This is a genomic window from Psychrobacter sp. CoH-33_TS_01 (assembly GCF_058189395.1).
The window spans coordinates 1-19,712 of the sequence record NZ_JBVGQI010000014.1; the positions used below are offsets into that span (position 1 = coordinate 1).

Here is a 19,712-nt window from a genome sequence, read left to right on the forward strand (position 1 = left end):
TAAAACACCAAATGCCTTATCAGCCTCAAGTAGCCCATATCACCACTTGATTCTGATTTAACAAGATGGTATCTACAGAAACCTTATTACAGGCGCTAATCACTTAAAAGTCTTTGCTGTTTGTCGAGGGACGAGGCACGGTCATAGTCATTAAGGATAGACTGCCCATGCCTCGCATATTTCTCAAGGTTTAAAAAGCTGCGATGTTAAGGCTAGCAAATCCCTCTAAATCTCCCTTTACAAAAGGGAGACTTCAAAGACTAAGAAATCCATCCCCAACCCTTCCTTTGATAAAGGAAGGGGGCTTTAAAGCAAGGGAGACTTCAAAGCAAACCTCTACAGCGACTGCTTAAAGCTTACAAGCGCCACCAGCACAGCCATCATCTTCCATATCTGCTTGCGCATCGTTAGCACCATCACGAGTGTTGTGATAGTACAGAGTCTTCACGCCCAGTTTATAAGCAGTCAATAAGTCTTTCAGCAAGACTTTCATTGGCACCCGTGAGCCTTCAAAGCGGCTTGGGTCATAGTTAGTATTGGCCGAGATACTCTGATCGATGAACTTCTGCATGATAGCAACCAGCTTCAAGTAACCGTCATTATTCGGCATTTGCCACAGCAGCTCGTACTGACCTTTTAAGTTTTCGATATCGGGCACGACTTGCTTAAGGATACCGTCTTTTGACGCTTTGATAGACACTAGCCCGCGTGGCGGCTCAATGCCGTTGGTCGCGTTTGCGATCTGGCTAGAGGTCTCAGAAGGCATCAAGGCTGACAGGGTAGAGTTGCGCAGACCATGAGTAGTGATCTCAGTACGTAGCGTTTCCCAATCAAGATGCAATGGCTCAGCGCAAACTTTGTCCAAGTCGGCTTTATACGTATCAATCGGCAAGATACCTTGCGAGTAGGTAGTATCGCCGAATGCTGGGCAAGCGCCTTTCTCTTTCGCCAATTTGTTTGACGCTTTTAAGAGATAGAACTGCAAGGCTTCAAAAGTCTTATGCGTTAAGCCAAGAGCGGCTTCTTCAGAATACTTCGTGCCATTTTTGGCTAGGTAATAAGCATAGTTGATTACGCCGACGCCTAGGGTGCGGCGCTTCATGCTGCCATTTTCAGCGGCTTTGACTGGATAGTCTTGGTAGTCGAGTAGGGCATCTAGCGCACGCACGATTAGCTCGGCAGGCTCTTCGATGTCGCTCACGTCTTCCACTTTACCTAGGTTGACAGCAGATAGCGTACAAAGGGCGATTTCGCCTTTTTCGTCATTGATGTTATCAAGAGGACTGGTCGGTAGCGCGATTTCCATGCATAGGTTGGATTGGCGAATCGGCGCAACCTTAGAGTCGAATGGACTATGCGTGTTGCAATGGTCAACGTTTTGGATATAGATACGACCGGTACTGGCGCGCTCTTGCATCATCATGCTGAACAGTTCGGTCGCTGGGATATGGCGCTTGCGAATGTTGCTGTCTTTCTCATACATTTCGTACAGACGCTCAAACTCGTCTTGGTCTTCAAAGAACGCGTCATAGAGACCAGGCACATCAGACGGTGAGAATAGGCAGATATCTTGGCCTTTGATCAGACGGGTATACAGCAGTTTATTCAGCTGCACGCCATAGTCCATTTGACGGACACGGTTGTCTTCAACGCCGCGGTTATTCTTAAGGACCAATAACGACTCAACTTCGAGGTGCCACAATGGGTAGAATAAAGTCGCTGCACCACCACGGACGCCGCCTTGTGAGCAGCACTTAACGGCAGTTTGGAACAGCTTATAGAAAGGAATACAGCCGGTATGCTGGGCTTCGCCGCCACGGATAGGGCTGCCTAGCGCACGGATACGTCCGGCGTTAATACCAATACCGGCACGCTGAGACACGTAACGCACGATGGCGCTAGTGGTCGCGTTGATAGAGTCTAGGTTATCACCACATTCGATTAAGACGCACGAGCTAAACTGACGCGATGGGGTGCGCACGCCCGACATAATAGGCGTAGGTAGGGAGATTTTGAATTCAGAGGTGGCATCGTAGAAGCGTTTGACATAGTCGAGGCGCTCAGACTTATCATAGCTAGCAAATAAGCACATGCCGACCAGCATATAAAGGAACTGCGGGCTCTCGTAAACGGTTTTAGTAACGCGGTCTTGTACGAGATATTTACCAGCCATTTGCTCGACAGCAGCGTAGGCCAGGTTCATATCGCGCCAGTGGTCGATATAGTCATCTAACTCTTCAAACTCTTCACGGCTGTAATCGGCCAAGATATGTTCGTCATATTTGCCAGCAGCAGTTAGCTTACTGACTTGGTCAAATAGGTGCGGAGGGGTAAATTGATTGTAAGCAATCTTACGCAAATGGAAGATAGCTAAGCGCGCAGCTAAATATTGATAGTCTGGCGTGTCTTCAGAGATGAGGTCGGCAGCAGCTTTGATGATAGTCTCGTGGATGTCACGAGTACGGATGCCTTCATAAAACTGAATGTGTGACTTAAGCTCGACTTGCGATACTGAGACATTGTCTAACCCATCTGCCGCCCAAGCGATAACTTTGTGAATTTTATCTAAATCGATTGGCTCTAGGCGGCCGTCACGTTTGGTAACTTGGATTTTATCAATATGGGTCATGGTAGTCCTCAGTAGCTGTCAAAATATATTGAGTAAACTTGTGGCTAGGGCATGGACCGGCAGCAATTAAGGCAGGTCATGAGCACGCTGAGCCGCTAAACAAGCTTACCAACACACTCTCGGCAGATAGTAGCGTAGTGGTAGTGGTGGTTTTAACGTTAACTATAAAAAGCAAAACAAAGGTCAAAACGAAAAATTATTAATAATACAAATCACTTGTCCGATATCTAGCACTCAGCGCTGGCATTATCTCTATTTAGCGAGTCGATAACGATGTTGCAAGGCCACCAATGGGTACCGCAATGCGCTAATAAGTCGCCAACCCTAAAGCATAAAATTTGCGCAATAGGAAGCCCAGAACCAATAGCATGATTTTTGCCTTGGACACAAGATATAGGGGATGTTTGATTTGGTAGACACAATATAGCGGTAAAATACTTGAAAAGCTAGATTGATTTTCAATTCTATTTATGTTTGCTAGGGTCACTTTTAGAGGGTAAAAGTGGGTAGCGCAGAGCTGATGGGGACTGGGTAAAAGTCAATAGGAGACAAAAAAAATATTAAATTAATATCTGGGCAGTATTCTATCAGCTTAGGCCTAAAAAGCATAAAAGAACTGCTCAAAATGACAGAGCAGTTCTCCTAATTGCCAAGCATCAAAAAAAGAGAGTAGGCGAATTTTTAAAGAAAGTTATACCACCATACGCACTGTTTTGGCAGCATCAAGTGCCGCATACAGCTCGTTGACTTGTTCAAGAGCCGTTAGATGCACGTTGACACGGGCAGAGTGAAAGCGGCCGGTCTTTGACGGAACCAATTGAATCGAGGCCAAATCAAACTCAGGGAACTGGCTACCCAAAATCAGCTTTAATTCATTAAGCAAAGTCTCTTGTTGGCCTTCGTGACCGATGATGCTCATCGGGTAGTCCATCGGGAACTCCCAAAGCTCAGGGTTCTGAATATCTGTCTTTTTGCCTTTGATGGGTTGGTCTTCGTTGGTCAAAGTACCAAAGTTTACTTCTTTGTCGGTATTGTTGTTATTGCTCATAAAAATCCTTAGTAGGTTGAGATATGTTTGGTTGCTTAGCGTTGTCTGCACCAGTAGGTAGCCAATATATAAATAGTCATACAGCCACAAAAAAGCTGAGACTAGCTCAGCTTCTTAGGTTTAGCCTTTATATCACTATAAGGTCGCGATTAGTCATTTTCAAGGAATGAGCGTAGGTGCTCAGAGCGTGATGGATGACGTAATTTACGCAGGGCTTTCGCTTCAATCTGACGAATACGCTCACGGGTCACGTCAAACTGCTTACCCACTTCTTCCAAAGTATGGTCGGTCGGCATATCGATACCAAAGCGCATTTTTAGGACACGGGCTTCACGCTCGGTTAGATTGCCCAAGACATCTTTGGTCGCTTCACGCAAGCCGGCAGCCGTCGCATCTTCAACCGGACTAGAGATCGTCTGGTCTTCGATGAAATCGCCCAAGTGTGAATCTTCATCATCACCGATTGGGGTCTCCATAGAGATAGGCTCTTTAGCAATCTTAAGCACCTTACGGACTTTGACCTCGTCCATCTCTAAACGTTCGCCTAATTCCTCAGGCGTTGGCTCACGGCCCATCTCTTGTAATAACTGACGCGAGACGCGGTTTATTTTGTTAATAGTCTCAATCATATGCACAGGGATACGAATAGTACGCGCCTGATCCGCGATAGAGCGGGTGATGGCCTGACGAATCCACCAAGTCGCATAAGTTGAGAACTTATAACCACGACGGTATTCAAACTTGTCTACCGCTTTCATCAAGCCGATGTTACCTTCTTGAATCAAATCTAGGAACTGTAGACCACGGTTGGTGTACTTTTTCGCAATAGAGATAACCAGACGTAGGTTCGCTTCTACCATTTCTTTTTTCGCACGACGGGCTTTGGCTTCACCGATAGCCATACGACGGGCGACGTCTTTCATATCGCGGATTTCCATGTCGAGCTGTTGCTCGTAATCACGGATTTTACGTTGTAATAGAATGACGTCATCGACGACTTTTTCGAGATGGTCCGCAAAGCCAGGCTTGCCTTTTAGGCGTTCGGTCAACCAATCGACGTTGGTCTCATTGCTTGGGAAAGTCTTACGGAATTCGGTACGTGGCATACGACCACGGCGAATTACCAAGCGCATAATTTGACGCTCTTGCTTACGCACATCATCGTAGACATCATGCATGATGGCCATAACTTGGTCAGACAGACGGTTATTTAGCTTCAGCATCATAAAGCGCTCAGCCAACTGGGCATAAGCCTCATCGGCTTGCGGGCTGCCACGACCAAAGTCTAATAAAGCTTGCTTGGCCGTATTAAATAAGCCTTCAATCTCTTCTAGACGTGCACGTACTTCTTCAGGATCGATACCCGTCGTTTCTTCTGCTTCGTCATCTTCGCCTTCGACGTCTACATCATCGTCGTCTTCATCATCATCGTCTTTTTCTTTGCTGTTTTTAGCTTTGGCTTTGATGACTGGGGCTTCTTCTTTTTCTTCCACGACCGCAGGCGTGCTCATATCTTCTGGGTCTAAAAACCCAGTGATGACGTCAGACAATTTCTTATCGCCATCTAAGACTTTTTGATACTCATCTAAGACGAACTGTACCGTACCTGGCCAGTAAGACATGGCATGCTGCACATCACGGATACCTTCTTCGATACGCTTAGCGATAGCAATCTCGCCTTCACGCGTCAATAGGTCAACGGTACCCATCTCACGCATATACATACGCACAGGGTCAGTGGTGCGACCCGGCTCAGTCTCAACCGCTGCCAATACGGCTGCCGCTTCATCGGCTGCCATATCATCATCGCTTGAGTCATCATTCATCAAGATATCATCAGCATCGGGCGCTGACTCAAATATTTTGATGCCTACATCGGTGAGCATCTGGACGATATCTTCGATCTGATCACTTTCGGTGATAGAGTCCGGTAGCTGATCATTGACCTCAGCATAGGTCAGGTAGCCTTGTTCTTTACCCATCTGGATGAGGGTCGCTAGCTGAGAGGTAGACTTGGAAACTGACTTATCGCTCATAAATACTCGCTTTGGTGAAGTCGGACACTAGACAATAAGGCACCGCGTTAAGAGCTATCAGCACAGCGATAAGACCCGCTGCGCGGCGTAACAAATAAGCTCAATAGGCTAGGGTGCGCCATTGCATAATGTGAGATTATGGGTTTATAAACTTGCTAATCATAGTCAAACGATAGTAGACAGCGGTCAAGCGTCAGAGAGTTGGGATTGCTTTATGCTGGCGTATCGCATGGATAGCCTAGCAGGAAGATAGCAATAAGGGGTCAGCTCTGACCGGCAGCTCAAATCGAAAAAATCAAACAATAACGCAAAAATTATCCAACTGATTATTTTAACATATTCTCTCAGCCCGAGCGCCTATAAAATCTAAATAGCGTGGCATTAGCGCTGAAAAAAATAATCTGTGTGCTAAAAAATAATCTGTGTGCTACGGAAGCCACGGATTAACAAATTCTGATATATATAAATTCACATATATAAAGACTCTTAGGTCTTATATATACGGTTACTGACTGTATGGGGGCTACGGGTTAATTTTTAAAGGCGCCGCTTAGACAATCTTAAAGATATAAGCGGGTTAGCCCAATAAAAATAGACTATATGCGCGATTAACCTATAGCCGCTGGCCTAACTGGGTCGTTCTGGCGCTGCGGGAATAGGCGCGTTTAATAAGGCAGCCTGCTCAGCCTCGCGGCGTTTATTCCAGTCTGAAAGCGTGTTCCAACGTCTGATTAGAATCTCTTTAACGAAGAAGTTTTTAGCTTGGCGGTGCTGCTGTTTAAGGGTGCGATAGAGCAATTGAATCATCAGCTCTTCAAACAGAAACTCAAGATCGAGGACCCCACGAGCGACCATATTGCGATAGAACTGCTGCCACTGCGCGGCGAGTAAGCTTTGCAAGTCTGCCGGCAGGTTGGCCAAGATAAAATGGCTGGCAGCATTGGTATCGTTCGGCAAATAAGGCAATAGCTTTTCTATCGTCGCTACCAACGTAGCTAAGTGGTCATCGTTAATGTCATTCCAAGAGGGCAGCGCAGGGACTTGCAGGCCGCTTTGCTCAATACGGTCAATCAGCTTGTCAGGAATCTGTAATTCGGCGACCCCAGATTTTTGCCATAAGCGCTGTAAGGGGCGATGGTCTAGGATAGTCGGTTGATACAGCAAGGACAGGTACAAGTTCATATTGAGCGTGAGCGTGCTATCAAAGTTTAATAACGCATCGTGCGCCGCTTTATTTTGTTCGCGTCGACCGCCCAGTTTTTGGTAGATATCGTTATTTAATAGCGAGCGGAAACTGCTGCCTTTGGGCAATTGATTGGTCAGCGCCCGCACCTGTGACATGAGCTTGGCTTTACCTTCGGCTAGGCTTAGGTCATGGCGCTCGCTCAAATAGGCAAACACATATTGCGACAGCGGCATAGCGTCACGGATTTGCTGGCGCATGGCATCGGCACTATTGGCTTTGATATAAGTATCGGGGTCATGTCCGCCCGGAAGGGTCAAAAAGCGCAGTTCTTTATCATCGCTCAGGATGGTCATGCTTAGCTCTAAGGTACGCCAAGCGGCTTTTTGCCCGGCACTATCGCCATCAAAGCATAACGTTAATATAGGGTTCATCGTCAGCAAGCGCGAGATTTGTGCTTCGTTAATGGCTGTGCCCATCGAAGCGACTGCGCCATAGATGCCCGCTTGATAGAGGGCGATAACGTCCATATAACCTTCGACGACCAGCCAATCATTGGCCCGCTGCTGGCGAGCTTCATAGTAGCCATAAAGCACATGCTGTTTATGAAAGACCGGTGAGTCGGAAGAGTTGATATATTTAGGTTTGACCGTGTCATCCAAGGCTCGGCCACCAAAGCCAATAGTACGGCCTTGATTGTCTCGAATAGGGAAGATGACCCGGTCGCGCAGTAGATTATAATCGCGCCCCGAATCAGAGCGGCGTACCAACCCTAAAGCCTTTAGCCCTTCGACATCGCGTGGGAATTGCTCTTCTAAATGCTGCCAGCCTGAGGGAGCGTAACCTAGCCCAAAAGTGTCTAAAGTTTGCTGGGTTAGCCCGCGCGAAGAAAAGTAATTTTTAGCCGCATTATTGTTGGCAAGGCAGCGTTGATAGTATTGCTGAATTTGCGTAAGCAGCTCGTATAAATCGCCTTCTTGCTTGGCCGCTGGCAGGTTATAGCCCCCTGTGGACTCGCCACCGAAGCTTGGCGGTGCAAAGCTCTGCTCATCGTATCCTTGACCACTGAAGCCTTGCCCGTCAAAACTTGGCCCACCAAAGCTCTGCCAATCGTCATAGGGAGGATTGTCGTCATCTGGAATATAGTAATCAGCAGGATAGTCGTCATAGCCATCGTTTATAGGCAAATTGGCTGACGCAGCCTCATTATTGCCCACAAAGTTATTGTTATTTTGTGCAGGCGAGTTGGCCTGTTGAGAGCTATTAGTAGGTTGGTTATTGGCAGTGTTATTAGTTGCTGGCGGGTTAGATGACGAATTAGCGGTTGGCTTAGTCTGTTGATTAGCAGACGGCTGACGGTTTTGTCCCCGTTGCTGCGAGGCAGGAGCACGCGCAGGTACGGAAGAACGCTGATATTTCACCGCCCGTTGTTCTTCTTGTGGGACTTCGATACCGGTCTGTTGTGACAGCTCTTTGACGGCTTCTAAAAAGGTTAGGTTTTCATACTCACGCAAAAAATTAATGGCATTGCCACCCACACTGCAACCAAAGCAGTGGTAAATGTTCTTTTGGGGATTGACGTAAAAGGAGGGCGATTTCTCACCATGAAACGGACAGCAGCCTTTATATTCTCTACCGGCGCGCTTGAGCGTGGTATGGCGGCCAATAATAGCGACCAAGTCGGCTTGAGAATTGAGTTGGTCGAGAATATGACTGGGAATGCTCATAAATCAACCATTTTTAGAGGCCAAAGGAAAAGACTTTAAAAATAACAGCCCTTAACACTAACAGGCATAAAGTCAAAAGGTTTGAATATAACAATTATTTTTAGCTATAGCGCAACAAACCTACCCTGAGACAGAGTAGGTTTGCATAATATTTTATATTATATAGAGTGCATTGTGACAAATAAAATCCGGTATAGGGTTTTTATTAGACTCACTGGCTATTATAAATCAACTAGTATAAATCAACTGGTTTATCTGTTTTTTACTAAGCAAGTTTTTTACTGAGCAGGTTTTTTTACTAAGTAGGTTGCTTACTGAGCAGGCACCATGCGTGTATCGGCACTGGCTTCTTTAGCCGCAGCGCTAGCGCTACCTTGACCAGAGACTTGATTGGTCGCGCTTGGCGGTAATCCTAGGCCGACATTGACGCCACGACCCGCATTATTCATAGGACCAGTAGCGGCAGCTGCGTCTGCAGAGGTTTGCGTGGTAGCAGGCAATTGCAGTTGAGCCGCATTACGGATGACCTGAGTCTTGGTCGCACCATTGTACTGAGTCGGGGTGTAGCTCTCAACGTTTTTACCATTACGGCCAAGTTTACCAAAAGTAATCTTGTTAATTAAGGAGCGATCACGTTTGGCATCTAAACGAACGCTGCCATTAGCCGCTAGCTTATCAGGGTAGTTAAGCTGTAATAGCGTCTTGTATTCATTAGCCAAATCCGTCAGGCCTAGTTTTTCGTTGCTATAGGCTAAGATCGCTAATGCTTCTGGCGTAGACTCACTGAGAGGATAATATTGGAATACCCATTTAGCACGGTTCGCCGCTGCGACATAGGCTTCACGTTCGATATACCAGTTGGCCGCTTTGATTTCACTTTCAGCAAACTGGTTATAGATAAAAGTCATACGCTGCGCGGCATCAGGAGCGTAAGGGCTGTTAGGATACTTGGCTAGTAGCTCTTGGAAGTTTGCAAAGGCTAAACGATAATAAGAGGTATCACGCTCGGCCTGATTGAGCGGAATCAACTTTAAGCCTTCTGATGAGCCTTCCATATTGGCCACGCCGCGCACATAGTGAGCATAGCTAACTTGCGGGTTAGAAGGGTAGAGACTAATAAATTGGTCGGCACTGGCCGCCGCATTTTCAAACTCACCAATATCATACTGGACATACATAAGTTCCAATAGCGCTTGCTCTGCATAGCGACCAGTAGGATAGAAGGTACGCAGATTGGTGAGGTTTTCAATAGCCGAAAGACTGCGGCCTTTTTCGAGTTGGCTAATGGCCGTTTGGTAGTACTCTTGCTCAGATTTCTCTGCAGTTTCAACCGTGTCTTTACTTTTATTAGTCAGGTTTTTAAAGGTTTGGCAGCCCGTCAAGCTCAAGCTTGCGGCCATCAAAGTAACGGCTGATAGAGATACTAATTTATTGCCAACAGGACGCATACATCTACTCCAACGCAACACAACGAAATCGAATGAATAAGGAAAACAGCTTAGCGCTGCTGATAAAATAATAACGATAAAAACAATAGAGATAACTATAACGATAGTCTAAATTATAACCTGACTTATGGGCGGTCTGCTGATAAAACCACAAACTGTTCAGCTATATATGCTGCGCAATGCTCAATCGTAACGACAGCAAAATCAGACTAAGCAGGGCCAAGTGAGCGTATAATAACGCCTACAGCCAATCTGCCTAACTCTATAACTTGCCCCTACAATAAGTCTTAAGCGCGGAGTATAACCGCGACTATAAGGCTAAATTATTACGTCGCATAGTGTAGCATGACCGTAACAGAGCCGCGAAGGCATTATGATAAAAGACACAGTAATGATAATAAATTGACACCCACGTGTGAGTTTAACATAGGGAGCAAGTAGGGGTCATGGTACACTAGCCCTATTTTATATCTCCATTTTACCGACAGGTATGACCAACTGAGCAACGATTTATGAGCCCACGTCCGACCAATGATGATGCGAACACTGCAATGAACCCCCTTGATGCCGCCAACACGCCTGCTGCTAATCAGCAAGAGAGCGAGCTTTTAGCCGATAGCCCTATAGACAATGAAGCGTTAGCTGCCGATTTTGACGAAACTGAATTCGACGAATCGGATTTAGACGATGATGGCGATCTTTTAGACGATGATGAGCTTGAAGATGATGCGGATGACGCTGTGGAGACGCCAACAGGTACCCGTGAAGTGCATGCTGAGCATGTGGTAACGGTAGAGCAGGCCGGCCTGCGTATCGACAAACTAGCCGCGCAGATGTTTACAGAATTTTCGCGGGCGCAATTACAAAGTTGGATTAATGACGGCAAGCTGCTGGTCGATGGCGCCGCGCAAAAGTCTAAATATCGGGTTAAAATCGGTCAAGCTTTAACGCTAGCCGCTACCCTAGAGCAGCATAGCGAAGACTTACCAGAAGATATCGACCTAGATATCGTTTATGAAGATGATGACGTCATTGTCGTGAATAAGCCAGTAGGTATGGTCGTGCATCCTGGCGCGGGTAACTGGACCGGCACTTTGGTGAATGCGTTATTGTTCCATTTCCCAGAGCAGCAGCATTTGCCAAGAGCGGGTCTGGTACATCGTATCGATAAAGATACCTCGGGTCTATTGCTAGTGGCCAAAACCAAATCCGCGCAGTTGGATCTCACCGACCAACTTAAAGATAAAACAGTCTATCGTCACTATCAATGTGTGGTTGCGGGAGGGGAGGAAAACCTCAAGCGCTTCCGCCATATTAATGAGCCTATCGGCCGCCATCGCAGCATGCGCACTAAGATGATGGTGACGGATACCGGTCGTGAAGCAGTGACGCATCTGATTAAAATCACTGGGCTAAATGAGAGCTATAGTCTAGTCGATGTGCAGCTAGAGACCGGTCGTACTCACCAAATCCGGGTGCACTTAAGTCACATTGGTCATCCCTTAGTCGGCGATAGAGTCTATGGTGGTCGTCGCCAATTGCGGGCCGGTATCACTGAAAAGCAACGCCGTGCAGTTATGAATTTCCCAAGACAAGCCTTGCACGCTTATACCCTTGGGTTTGTGCATCCTGTGACCGGAGAAGATCTCGAGGTAAGCGCCCCTATGCCCGCGGATATGATGCGGCTGGTGGAGCAGCTTAGCGATTTGGAAGAGTAGGTCGGCTAATGGTTGCTTGGGGTCGATGCTGTACGGTGCTGCAGAAGATAATTAAGGGGTAACTTGTTATGAACAGTCTTAATAAAGATAGTGTTATCCTTGACTTGCTCTCTATTGCGCAGGTCCTAGCGCAGGATGATGGGATGTTGGTATTGCAGACCCATACCGCTTTTGATCCGGGCATCGAAACGGCGCAAGTCCAGACGTCAACAGCAGCGCCACAGTCTAATCTCCCTAGCTACGGTGGCTTTAACCTTGGCCTGCATGTCGGTGATAATCCGGAGCAGGTACATCAGCACCGCAGTCAGTTATTGGCCGCTATCAATCAGTATCTTACTGAGCAGGGTAAAGCGCCTTTACAAGCGCTCCATTGGCTAAACCAAGTGCATGGTAATACGGTCATTCCTGTCGATGTTGAGAGGCCACAGATGCGGGCGAGAGACGCTGATGCCATGGTCAGCAAAGCGGTGCAATGCGGTCTTGCGATTATGACCGCAGACTGTGTACCGATTGTGCTGTATCAGCCAAGCTCAGGGCAGATAGCCGCTATTCATGCTGGTTGGCAAGGGTTGGCGAATGGTGTGATTGCTGAGACTGCCAAGACTTTTGCCAATAGACCTACTGAGCTTAGCCCTGCGGATACCGATACTAATACTAATACCTATACTGGCAATGAAATATGGGCTTGGATAGGGGCTTGTATTAGTCCTGCCAATTACGAGGTGGGCGGGGAAGTCGTCGATAAGTTAATGGCGGGTTGTGCTCATCGGCAAGGGCTGACGGCGGCAGAAACTTCAAGTTTAAGAGCGTCTATTTGCAAAGCGGTGGATAAGGCGGACCATACCGCTGAACTGGCCGATAAATACTGGTTGGATTTGCCTAAGTTGGCACGCCTACAGCTTGAGGCGCAAGGCATTCGCATGAAGGATGATAATGACATCCCTTGTAGTTATGCCGATCCGCATTATTATTCTTATCGGCAGCAGACCCACGAGCATCGTCCTGCGACTGGGCGCATGGCCCTTGTGATTGTGCGTTTATAACCCCATAACTGGCTCATGTTTTTAGAGTGGTTCGCTATTCACGCCACTATTACTACGATTTAAATATTTTTTAGAGACCAAGACGGTATGACTGATCCACAAAAATCCACCTCCATCGCCATTGTTTATCATAGTAATTACGGGCATACCCGGCGGGTCGCCCTTGCTATTGCTGAGGGTGCGCAAGCGGTACTAGGCGAAACCCAAGCTCGTGCGATTGATATCCATGAGGTCGATTGGGATTTTGTGGATGCAGCCGATATGATTGTCTTTGGTAGTGCCGTCTATATGGGCAGCGCGCCTGCTGAATTTAAGGCGTTTATGGATGAGACCTCCAAACGTTGGTATAACCGCGAATGGGAAGGTAAGTGGGCGGCAGGTTTTGCCAACTCTGGTGGATTGAGCGGCGATAAGCTGTTGGTGCTGCAGCAAATCTGTTTATTTGCTATGCAGCATGGCATGCACTGGACAGGTATGCCATTGATGCCTACGGGTCATACTGAAACCGATATGAATCGCTTGTCTAGCTTTTTAGGGTTGATGACCCAGTCGATGGATGCGCCGCCTGAAGAGACCCCTTGCCAAGGTGATATTGATACCGCTATTTGGTTTGGGAAGCATCTGGCCAAGACGATGTTGCAATATAGCTAGTGGTTGGCGAAGATAACGACTTAATAAACACTGTCCTATATAAGCACTGAGTGATCTGAAATCAGTAGCCACTAAAAAGCCACGCTATCATAAGCGTGGCTTTTTGCTGTCTGTCTGTCTATTTCGGTACGGTACGGTACGGTTTACCTTATAGAAATTATCTTATAGAAAATTATTTAGAAGGTTATTGCGCAGTTACTGCATAATTAGTGGTGACCGGGATAGGATGGTCCACCAGTTGAATAGCTTGGCAACCGCTCAAAAGGGTTATACCTGACATTAATGAGAGCAGCGCAACTACGTTAACCAATCGATTTATCACAGCATTTAACCTTTTTTATCGCACAGTAGAGAGCCCGATATTTAAGCACAGCTTGGCAGGCTCGCCAATCTTTAGTTGGTGTTGATAAAGTAACGATGGCTTGCGCTAAACGTACCCGTTGCCATAGGATTAACTAGAGCACAGCGCGCTGCTAACGCTTGGCTATTCTAGTGGGCGTGCTGTCACCAGCAATGATGCTAGTGGCACTTAAAGCAATGGCCTTAATAATCGCAGTCATATTCGGAATATCCAAGGTCGCTATCTCATCATCAACCGTATGATAATACGGCTCATTATCCATTTTTGAGGTCGAGATAGTATGTGCAGGTACGCCTTGAGCCGCTAAAGTAGCGTTATCAGAGCGATAGAACAAGTCTTTATCTAAATAAGGGTCAGGATGGAATTGGAAGTTAGAGCCTTGTAAATTTTCCTGCAATATCGCACCAAAGTCCGATTTATCAAAACCAGTAAGGTAGGCAGAATTTTTGCCCCATTTACTGGTCGTACCAATCATCTCGATATTGAACATGGCAACGACTTTATCAGGGTCGATAAGCTTAGAGAAAGCTTGTGAGCCAAAGCCTCCCACTTCTTCACCAGAGAAAGCCACAAAGACGATACTGCGCTCATTGTCATTGTGTTTCTGATAATATTTCGCCAGTTGAATTAAAGCTGTGACCCCTGACGCATCATCGTTTGCGCCATTATATATTTTATCCTTATACTTATCCTTACCAGCACCTTCAGCGCTATCCTCAACCCCCAAATGATCGTAATGAGCAGAAAAGATTACTAATTCTTCTGGACGACTTTTGCCTTTTATAAAGCCAATCACATTACTGGCGGGGATAATAGCCTCAGCACCGTCAATCTCATAATTTTGCTCATAGCCTTTTAAATCAGCAAAGGGTTGTAGCTCTGCGGCTTGAAATTGCTCTGCAATATATTGCGCTGCTTTCTGTGCGCCTAGCGTGCCATCTTGGCGACCTTGCATATCATCTGCGGCTAAGGTGGTCAATATTTGCTGCGTCGATTCAGTCGTGATAGCTTGCGCAAAAGTCTGCTCGGCGGGCTGAGTATTGAGATTTGTGGTACAGCCTGCCAACAATAAGGCGAGGGTTAGGCAATAAGGGCGTGGGTTGGATAGCATAAGGGTAGCGAGGCTCTGTTAATTAGAAAAGGTTAATTATATAGTGAATGACACATTCATAAAAGCGATTGTAGCACCGTTTATTCCTAGCAGCGGCAAAAATATTCTTAGCACTTAGTGAAGAAATAATACCGTGGGTAATATGTAAATAATTAATTTAAATAAGTTACTTTAACCGCTCAAACGGCAAATTATGTTTACAACAAAAATTAATTGGCGTAACGTTTATCAGGTAGCGATTAAGCTTTATAACAAGCGCTCCTACAAGGATGGGCCTCTTTAAAATGGATTTTGAATCGACGTCAGTTTGACGCAATCCGTTCACTATTTTACTTAGATATTTCTTAGAAAATTAGAAATCATTGAGCTATTTAGTCATAACTGAGCGCAGGCTTGGCTCATTCTATAGCTCTCTTCGTAAGATAGCATTCATTTCCAATGGCTAAAAATCATTGCTTCCGTGGTTACTACTCTAATTAGCTGTGTTGATTTCACAGTACCTTTTTAACTGCCCTTATTTAATCGGGCGGGGTAGGCTCAGCTTAAATAAAGTGCACCATCACCTCTTTTTTATGTTTTATATGCGTGGTTATTGTCGCCACGAGTTTATGCCAGCCAGCCAAGCTCTTAGAGCCTATGCGCCCGCTAGATGAGGAAATTATGAAGCCGACTTCCGCAAAACTGTCCTTATTACCTAATATAGCTATAGCGCCCACTCCGCCCCTGCGTAAGGCTCTGCATGTTCTGGTGTCCGCGCTGCTATTAGGGGCTGTCTCTGTACCCGCAATGGCTGCGACCCCTGCCATTATTGAGAAGGCGGAACCTATTCCTGCGGTTAGCCCAGCCAATAGTGACTTGGTCAATCGCGGTGCTTATATCGCTCGAGCGGCAGACTGTATGGCCTGCCATAGGGAGGACTATGCGGGTGGGGTAGGTATTGAGACGCCTATGGGCAAGGTATATGCCACCAATATTACTCCGTCTGTCCGTTATGGTATCGGCAACTATACCGAGCAAGACCTCAAAAATGCCTTAAAAAAAGGCCGCGCCCCCGATCATCAGCTCTATCCGGCTATGCCATATCCTTCCTACAGCGGCATGACGGATGAGGATATTCACGCCTTATTTGCCTATCTACAAACCGTGCCTGCGGTGGATGAAGCGTCCCCTCATAAAACCGAATTGCCCTTTCCTTTTAATATTCGCACGCTCATGAAATTCTGGAACGTGATCAACGTCCCTGCTTGGGAAGCACGCACGGACTTAGATGCGACCCAACAGCGCGGCGAATATCTGGTTAATAATCTTGAGCACTGCGCGACTTGCCATACCCCGCGTGATAGCACTATGGGCTATAACAAAAGCTTGTATATGGCAGGGGCACAGTTGGGCAATTGGCATGCGCCCAATATTACCCCTGATGAGAAGAGTGGTATAGGGTCATGGAGTGAGACTGATATCGCTACCTATCTGCGTACCGGTCACTTAGAGAATCGTGCCTTTGCAGGCGGTCCTATGGGTGAGGCGGTGGCTCATAGTACCCGCTATCTCACAACAGAAGACTTACGGGCGATTGCCTCGTATTTAAAAGTTATCCCAGCTGTGCAAACAGAAGACACGCTACAGCCCCTCAATACCGCCAATCTTCCAAAAAAAGTGAATGATGAGATTACCTTTAACCTTATCGATCAGATGAAGCATATCGAGCAAGCTAAGCTCCAAGCTGGGTCGGCTGCGGGTGGTACGGTCGCTGCCACTTCCGAGGCGCTATATTTGGCTAAATGTGCCAGCTGTCATGGTGTTGATGGTTATGGTCAGCCCGAAGCTCGTTATGCACCTATCGTCGGTATAAGCACGCTACGCCGTGACCAACCTAACGCCGTGGTGAATGTCATCGCTCATGGGATCGAAGGGGCTACCAATACCAGTCCGCAGATGCCAGGCTTTAAAGACGAGCTCAGCGCTGAGCAGATTGCAGGCCTCGCTAATTATGTGCGGGTCACTTTTGGCGGTATGAGCGGCAGCCAGGTCACAGCGGAGCAAGTCGATAATATTATGACCGCGCCTGCGGATGTGCCTTTCCTGATTAAAAATGCTGGCTGGCTAGCATGGTTGGGCATTATAGCTGTGGTACTGCTGCTAGGACTGCTCATTTGGTGCTTGCTGCGCCGAATGGGTGATGCTAGATAGGGCCAGCGGGGCACAAAAAAGATTGTGAAGATCGTTAGTCAGTATGTGAAGACCGTTATTAAGTATAGAACGGATTATAAAACCAAGAGTAATAACCGGTCGGACAGCAAGCGATAATAAGGATAAGAATATGAACACTATGTTTCAATCACCGACCCGCCGCCAGCTGCTGAGCATGATAGGCAAGACTGCGGGGGCGACCGCTATGTATCAGGCCATGACTACCTTAGGCTTTGCCTCAGAGTCCAGCTTTAAAGAAGAGATGGCACTGACAGGGGCACCACCGGGCGCTAGTATCATTATCTTAGGAGCAGGGCTGGCAGGACTAACGGCCGCTTATGAGCTCCGTAAGGCGGGCTATCAAGTTAAAGTACTCGAGTTTCAAAATCGGGGTGGCGGGCGCAGTTGGACTTTAAATAGTGGCGATAAGTTTACTGAGCTCAGCGGCGAAGAGGTCTCATGCGATTTTGTCGAGGGCAATTATCTAAACCCAGGCCCTTGGCGTCTGCCCAGCCATCACTATGCTGTGCTGCACTATTGCAAGAAGTTTGGCGTCAAGCTAGAGCCCTTTATCCAGACCAATGATCGCGCCTATTTGCACCGCACTGGGCATTTTAAAGGCGTGCCGCAGCGGTTGGGCGATGTCAAAGTCGATATTCGCGGCTATGTGTCTGAGCTATTATCCAAGTCAGTCAACGTAGGCGGCTTAGATCGCTCAGTGACTAAAGAGGATAAAGAGAAGTTGCTAGAGAATCTCAAAGACTGGGGGGCGCTCAATAAAGACTACCGCTATGTGCAAAGTCAACGGGTCAGTAACTACCGCGGCTATGGCGTCTACGCTGGGGGTGGGCAAATGCCAGGCGCCGTCTCCTCACAGCCCATTCCCTTTAGTGCTTTAGTACAGTCTGGCGTCTGGGCGGATATCTCGGATAATTTTAATGTGGTCAACCACCACCCGACCATGTTTCAGCCGGTAGGGGGTATGGGTAAAATTGGCGATGCTTTCACCCGTGAATGCCAAGAAATGATTACGCTCAATGCACGTGTGACCCGTATCCACCAAGATGCTAGCGGAGTCACCGTGGATTACGTCGATAGTAATGGCGCTGACAGTGCCCCTAAGACCGCCCGTGCCGATTGGTGTATTTGTACCATCCCTCTCACTGTATTGAGCCAAATTCCTATCAACGTCTCTACGGCAATGAGTCAGGCTATCGCTGCTGTACCGTATGATACCTCTTTTAAAGTGGGGCTCGAATTCAACCGACGCTTTTGGGAAGAGGACGAGTGGATTTATGGCGGCGTATCCTACACCGATATGCCCATCACGCAAATCTCTTATCCGTCGCAAGATATGTTTAGTGATAAGCCGGGTGTGTTGCTAGGGGGTTATGGCTTTGGTCCTACTTCCTATAAATGGAGCACCATGACCTCTAAAGAGCGCGTGGCTGCAGCTGTGGCTTATGGCAAGCATATCCACCCCCAGTATAAAAAAGAGTTTCGTACAGGCACCTCGGTCGCTTGGCACCGTATCCCCTGGACGCTAGGGTGTTACGGCATTTGGAGTGACTCTAGTCGTGAGCAATACTACGATACGCTATGCAGTATTGATAATCGTATTGCCTTAGCGGGCGAGCATTGCTCCCACATTCCTGCTTGGCAGGAGGGCGCGATATTGTCGGGCTTAGACACGGCCAATCGGCTACATAAAAGAGCGAAGTTGGCGGTATAGCCAGCAGCCATAGTTTATGAAATAAAGAGGCTTATATGACTTATTCTACTTATCGCTTTGGCAGTCGGACTTTTATTCCTAACAAGTTGGCGCTCGCTATCCTATGTGCCGCCGCTGTACTTGTGGGACTGCCGGGGTGCTCGTCTCATGAGCAAGACCAAGTAATTCTAGCGGATGGTGGCAACACTATGGATGGCAATAATGCGCCTACAGCCTTTGGCGTCAATGCAGAAGCGTTTGATGTGCAGGGCAGTCGCAATAGTGGCGCTTGGGGCAGCGTCTATATGAATAAAGCTGAATTGAAGGGGACGCAAAGAGACATCGTAGATTATGACTCAATCCCTGCTTTCGCTGATGACCCTGAGTTGAAGACGTGGCAGGTGAAATTTGGTAGCGAAAATGCCTTTGATGGTACCGATGGGGCTAAGCTTTATCATGACTCTTGTGCGGGCTGTCATATGCATAAAGGGGAGGGCGCTATTGGCGCTGGGTACTATCCCCCCTTGGCCAATAATACGAAAATGGAGTCGAAGTATTATATTATCGATATCTTAATTAATGGCTTCCGTGGCATGCCCTCTTTTCATTCGATGATGAATGAAGAGCAGATGGCAGCCGTGACGCAGTATGTGGTCACGGAGTTAAATGGCTATAAGGACACGGTAACGGCTGCTGATGTGGCGCAGCTCCGCCATGATGATCCGCCGGGTGGCGACCCTTCTGATCATTAAAACTGGTCGTATTTACCTTGGCTAAAAAAGGCGCCGTATATAAATAGCGGCGTTTTTTTTGCAGTAATTTTTAATATAAAGGCTGTCTTACCGATACTAATAAG

The 19,712-nt window shown here is 47.3% G+C and carries 12 protein-coding genes; 6 read left to right on the plus strand and 6 right to left on the minus strand.

Features of this window, described 5'->3' with window-relative positions; genetic code table 11:
- Nucleotides 1-349: 349 nt before the first annotated feature.
- From nrdA to ACZ2XM_RS14885, 5 genes are all read right to left on the minus strand, one after another.
- Nucleotides 350-2,629, minus strand: a complete 2,280-nt coding sequence (gene nrdA, locus ACZ2XM_RS14865) for a class 1a ribonucleoside-diphosphate reductase subunit alpha (RefSeq protein WP_490589792.1) — start codon at nucleotides 2,627-2,629, stop codon at nucleotides 350-352.
- Between the two features lie 691 nt (nucleotides 2,630-3,320).
- On the minus strand, nucleotides 3,321-3,632 hold the full coding sequence (locus ACZ2XM_RS14870; RefSeq protein WP_490589794.1) for a YbeD family protein: 312 nt from the start codon (nucleotides 3,630-3,632) through the stop codon (nucleotides 3,321-3,323).
- Nucleotides 3,633-3,826: 194 nt separating this feature from the next.
- On the minus strand, nucleotides 3,827-5,713 hold the full coding sequence (gene rpoD / locus ACZ2XM_RS14875; RefSeq protein WP_490589791.1) for an RNA polymerase sigma factor RpoD: 1,887 nt from the start codon (nucleotides 5,711-5,713) through the stop codon (nucleotides 3,827-3,829).
- A 627-nt stretch (nucleotides 5,714-6,340) separates the two neighbouring features.
- Nucleotides 6,341-8,623: a DNA primase gene (locus tag ACZ2XM_RS14880; protein WP_490589790.1), complete on the minus strand. Its 2,283-nt coding sequence runs from the start codon at nucleotides 8,621-8,623 to the stop codon at nucleotides 6,341-6,343.
- A gap of 311 nt (nucleotides 8,624-8,934) precedes the next feature.
- Nucleotides 8,935-10,071 carry an outer membrane protein assembly factor BamD gene (locus tag ACZ2XM_RS14885; protein WP_490589789.1) on the minus strand — a complete coding sequence of 379 codons (1,137 nt, stop codon included), beginning with the start codon at nucleotides 10,069-10,071 and terminating at the stop codon, nucleotides 8,935-8,937.
- Nucleotides 10,072-10,583: 512 nt separating this feature from the next.
- Between ACZ2XM_RS14885 and ACZ2XM_RS14890 the strand changes: the two genes are divergently transcribed.
- The 3 genes from ACZ2XM_RS14890 (at nucleotide 10,584) to ACZ2XM_RS14900 (ending at nucleotide 13,483) form a co-directional block, all read left to right on the plus strand.
- On the plus strand, nucleotides 10,584-11,789 hold the full coding sequence (locus tag ACZ2XM_RS14890; protein WP_490589788.1) for an RluA family pseudouridine synthase: 1,206 nt from the start codon (nucleotides 10,584-10,586) through the stop codon (nucleotides 11,787-11,789).
- Nucleotides 11,790-11,857: 68 nt separating this feature from the next.
- Nucleotides 11,858-12,832 carry a purine nucleoside phosphorylase YfiH/LACC1 family protein gene (locus tag ACZ2XM_RS14895; RefSeq protein WP_490589787.1) on the plus strand — a complete coding sequence of 325 codons (975 nt, stop codon included), beginning with the start codon at nucleotides 11,858-11,860 and terminating at the stop codon, nucleotides 12,830-12,832.
- Nucleotides 12,833-12,919: 87 nt separating this feature from the next.
- Nucleotides 12,920-13,483 (plus strand): flavodoxin family protein, encoded by a 564-nt coding sequence (locus ACZ2XM_RS14900; protein WP_490589786.1) that lies wholly within the window; start codon nucleotides 12,920-12,922, stop codon nucleotides 13,481-13,483.
- A 473-nt stretch (nucleotides 13,484-13,956) separates the two neighbouring features.
- Here ACZ2XM_RS14900 and ACZ2XM_RS14905 read toward each other — a convergent pair whose 3' ends face one another.
- Nucleotides 13,957-14,955 (minus strand): M20/M25/M40 family metallo-hydrolase, encoded by a 999-nt coding sequence (locus ACZ2XM_RS14905; protein ID WP_490589785.1) that lies wholly within the window; start codon nucleotides 14,953-14,955, stop codon nucleotides 13,957-13,959.
- Nucleotides 14,956-15,615: 660 nt separating this feature from the next.
- Here ACZ2XM_RS14905 and ACZ2XM_RS14910 point away from each other — a divergent pair.
- From ACZ2XM_RS14910 to ACZ2XM_RS14920, 3 genes are all read left to right on the plus strand, one after another.
- Entirely contained in the window at nucleotides 15,616-17,145 is a 1,530-nt protein-coding gene (locus ACZ2XM_RS14910; RefSeq protein WP_490589784.1) for a c-type cytochrome, read from the plus strand.
- A gap of 130 nt (nucleotides 17,146-17,275) precedes the next feature.
- Nucleotides 17,276-18,877, plus strand: a complete 1,602-nt coding sequence (locus ACZ2XM_RS14915; RefSeq protein ID WP_490589783.1) for a flavin monoamine oxidase family protein — start codon at nucleotides 17,276-17,278, stop codon at nucleotides 18,875-18,877.
- A gap of 35 nt (nucleotides 18,878-18,912) precedes the next feature.
- Nucleotides 18,913-19,608 (plus strand): c-type cytochrome, encoded by a 696-nt coding sequence (locus ACZ2XM_RS14920; RefSeq protein ID WP_490589782.1) that lies wholly within the window; start codon nucleotides 18,913-18,915, stop codon nucleotides 19,606-19,608.
- The last annotated feature ends 104 nt before the right edge of the window (nucleotides 19,609-19,712 follow it).

What these genes read in the sequence shown, in the direction of transcription:
- ACZ2XM_RS14890 (WP_490589788.1), top strand. Translation starts at nt 10,584, where the DNA reads ATGAGCCCACGTCCGACCAATGATGATGCGAACACTGCAATGAACCCC.
- ACZ2XM_RS14895 (WP_490589787.1), top strand. Translation starts at nt 11,858, where the DNA reads ATGAACAGTCTTAATAAAGATAGTGTTATCCTTGACTTGCTCTCTATT.
- nrdA (WP_490589792.1), bottom strand. Translation starts at nt 2,629, where the DNA reads ATGACCCATATTGATAAAATCCAAGTTACCAAACGTGACGGCCGCCTA.
- ACZ2XM_RS14880 (WP_490589790.1), bottom strand. Translation starts at nt 8,623, where the DNA reads ATGAGCATTCCCAGTCATATTCTCGACCAACTCAATTCTCAAGCCGAC.
- ACZ2XM_RS14905 (WP_490589785.1), bottom strand. Translation starts at nt 14,955, where the DNA reads ATGCTATCCAACCCACGCCCTTATTGCCTAACCCTCGCCTTATTGTTG.
- ACZ2XM_RS14920 (WP_490589782.1), top strand. Translation starts at nt 18,913, where the DNA reads ATGACTTATTCTACTTATCGCTTTGGCAGTCGGACTTTTATTCCTAAC.
- rpoD (WP_490589791.1), bottom strand. Translation starts at nt 5,713, where the DNA reads ATGAGCGATAAGTCAGTTTCCAAGTCTACCTCTCAGCTAGCGACCCTC.
- ACZ2XM_RS14885 (WP_490589789.1), bottom strand. Translation starts at nt 10,071, where the DNA reads ATGCGTCCTGTTGGCAATAAATTAGTATCTCTATCAGCCGTTACTTTG.
- ACZ2XM_RS14900 (WP_490589786.1), top strand. Translation starts at nt 12,920, where the DNA reads ATGACTGATCCACAAAAATCCACCTCCATCGCCATTGTTTATCATAGT.
- ACZ2XM_RS14910 (WP_490589784.1), top strand. Translation starts at nt 15,616, where the DNA reads ATGAAGCCGACTTCCGCAAAACTGTCCTTATTACCTAATATAGCTATA.
- ACZ2XM_RS14915 (WP_490589783.1), top strand. Translation starts at nt 17,276, where the DNA reads ATGAACACTATGTTTCAATCACCGACCCGCCGCCAGCTGCTGAGCATG.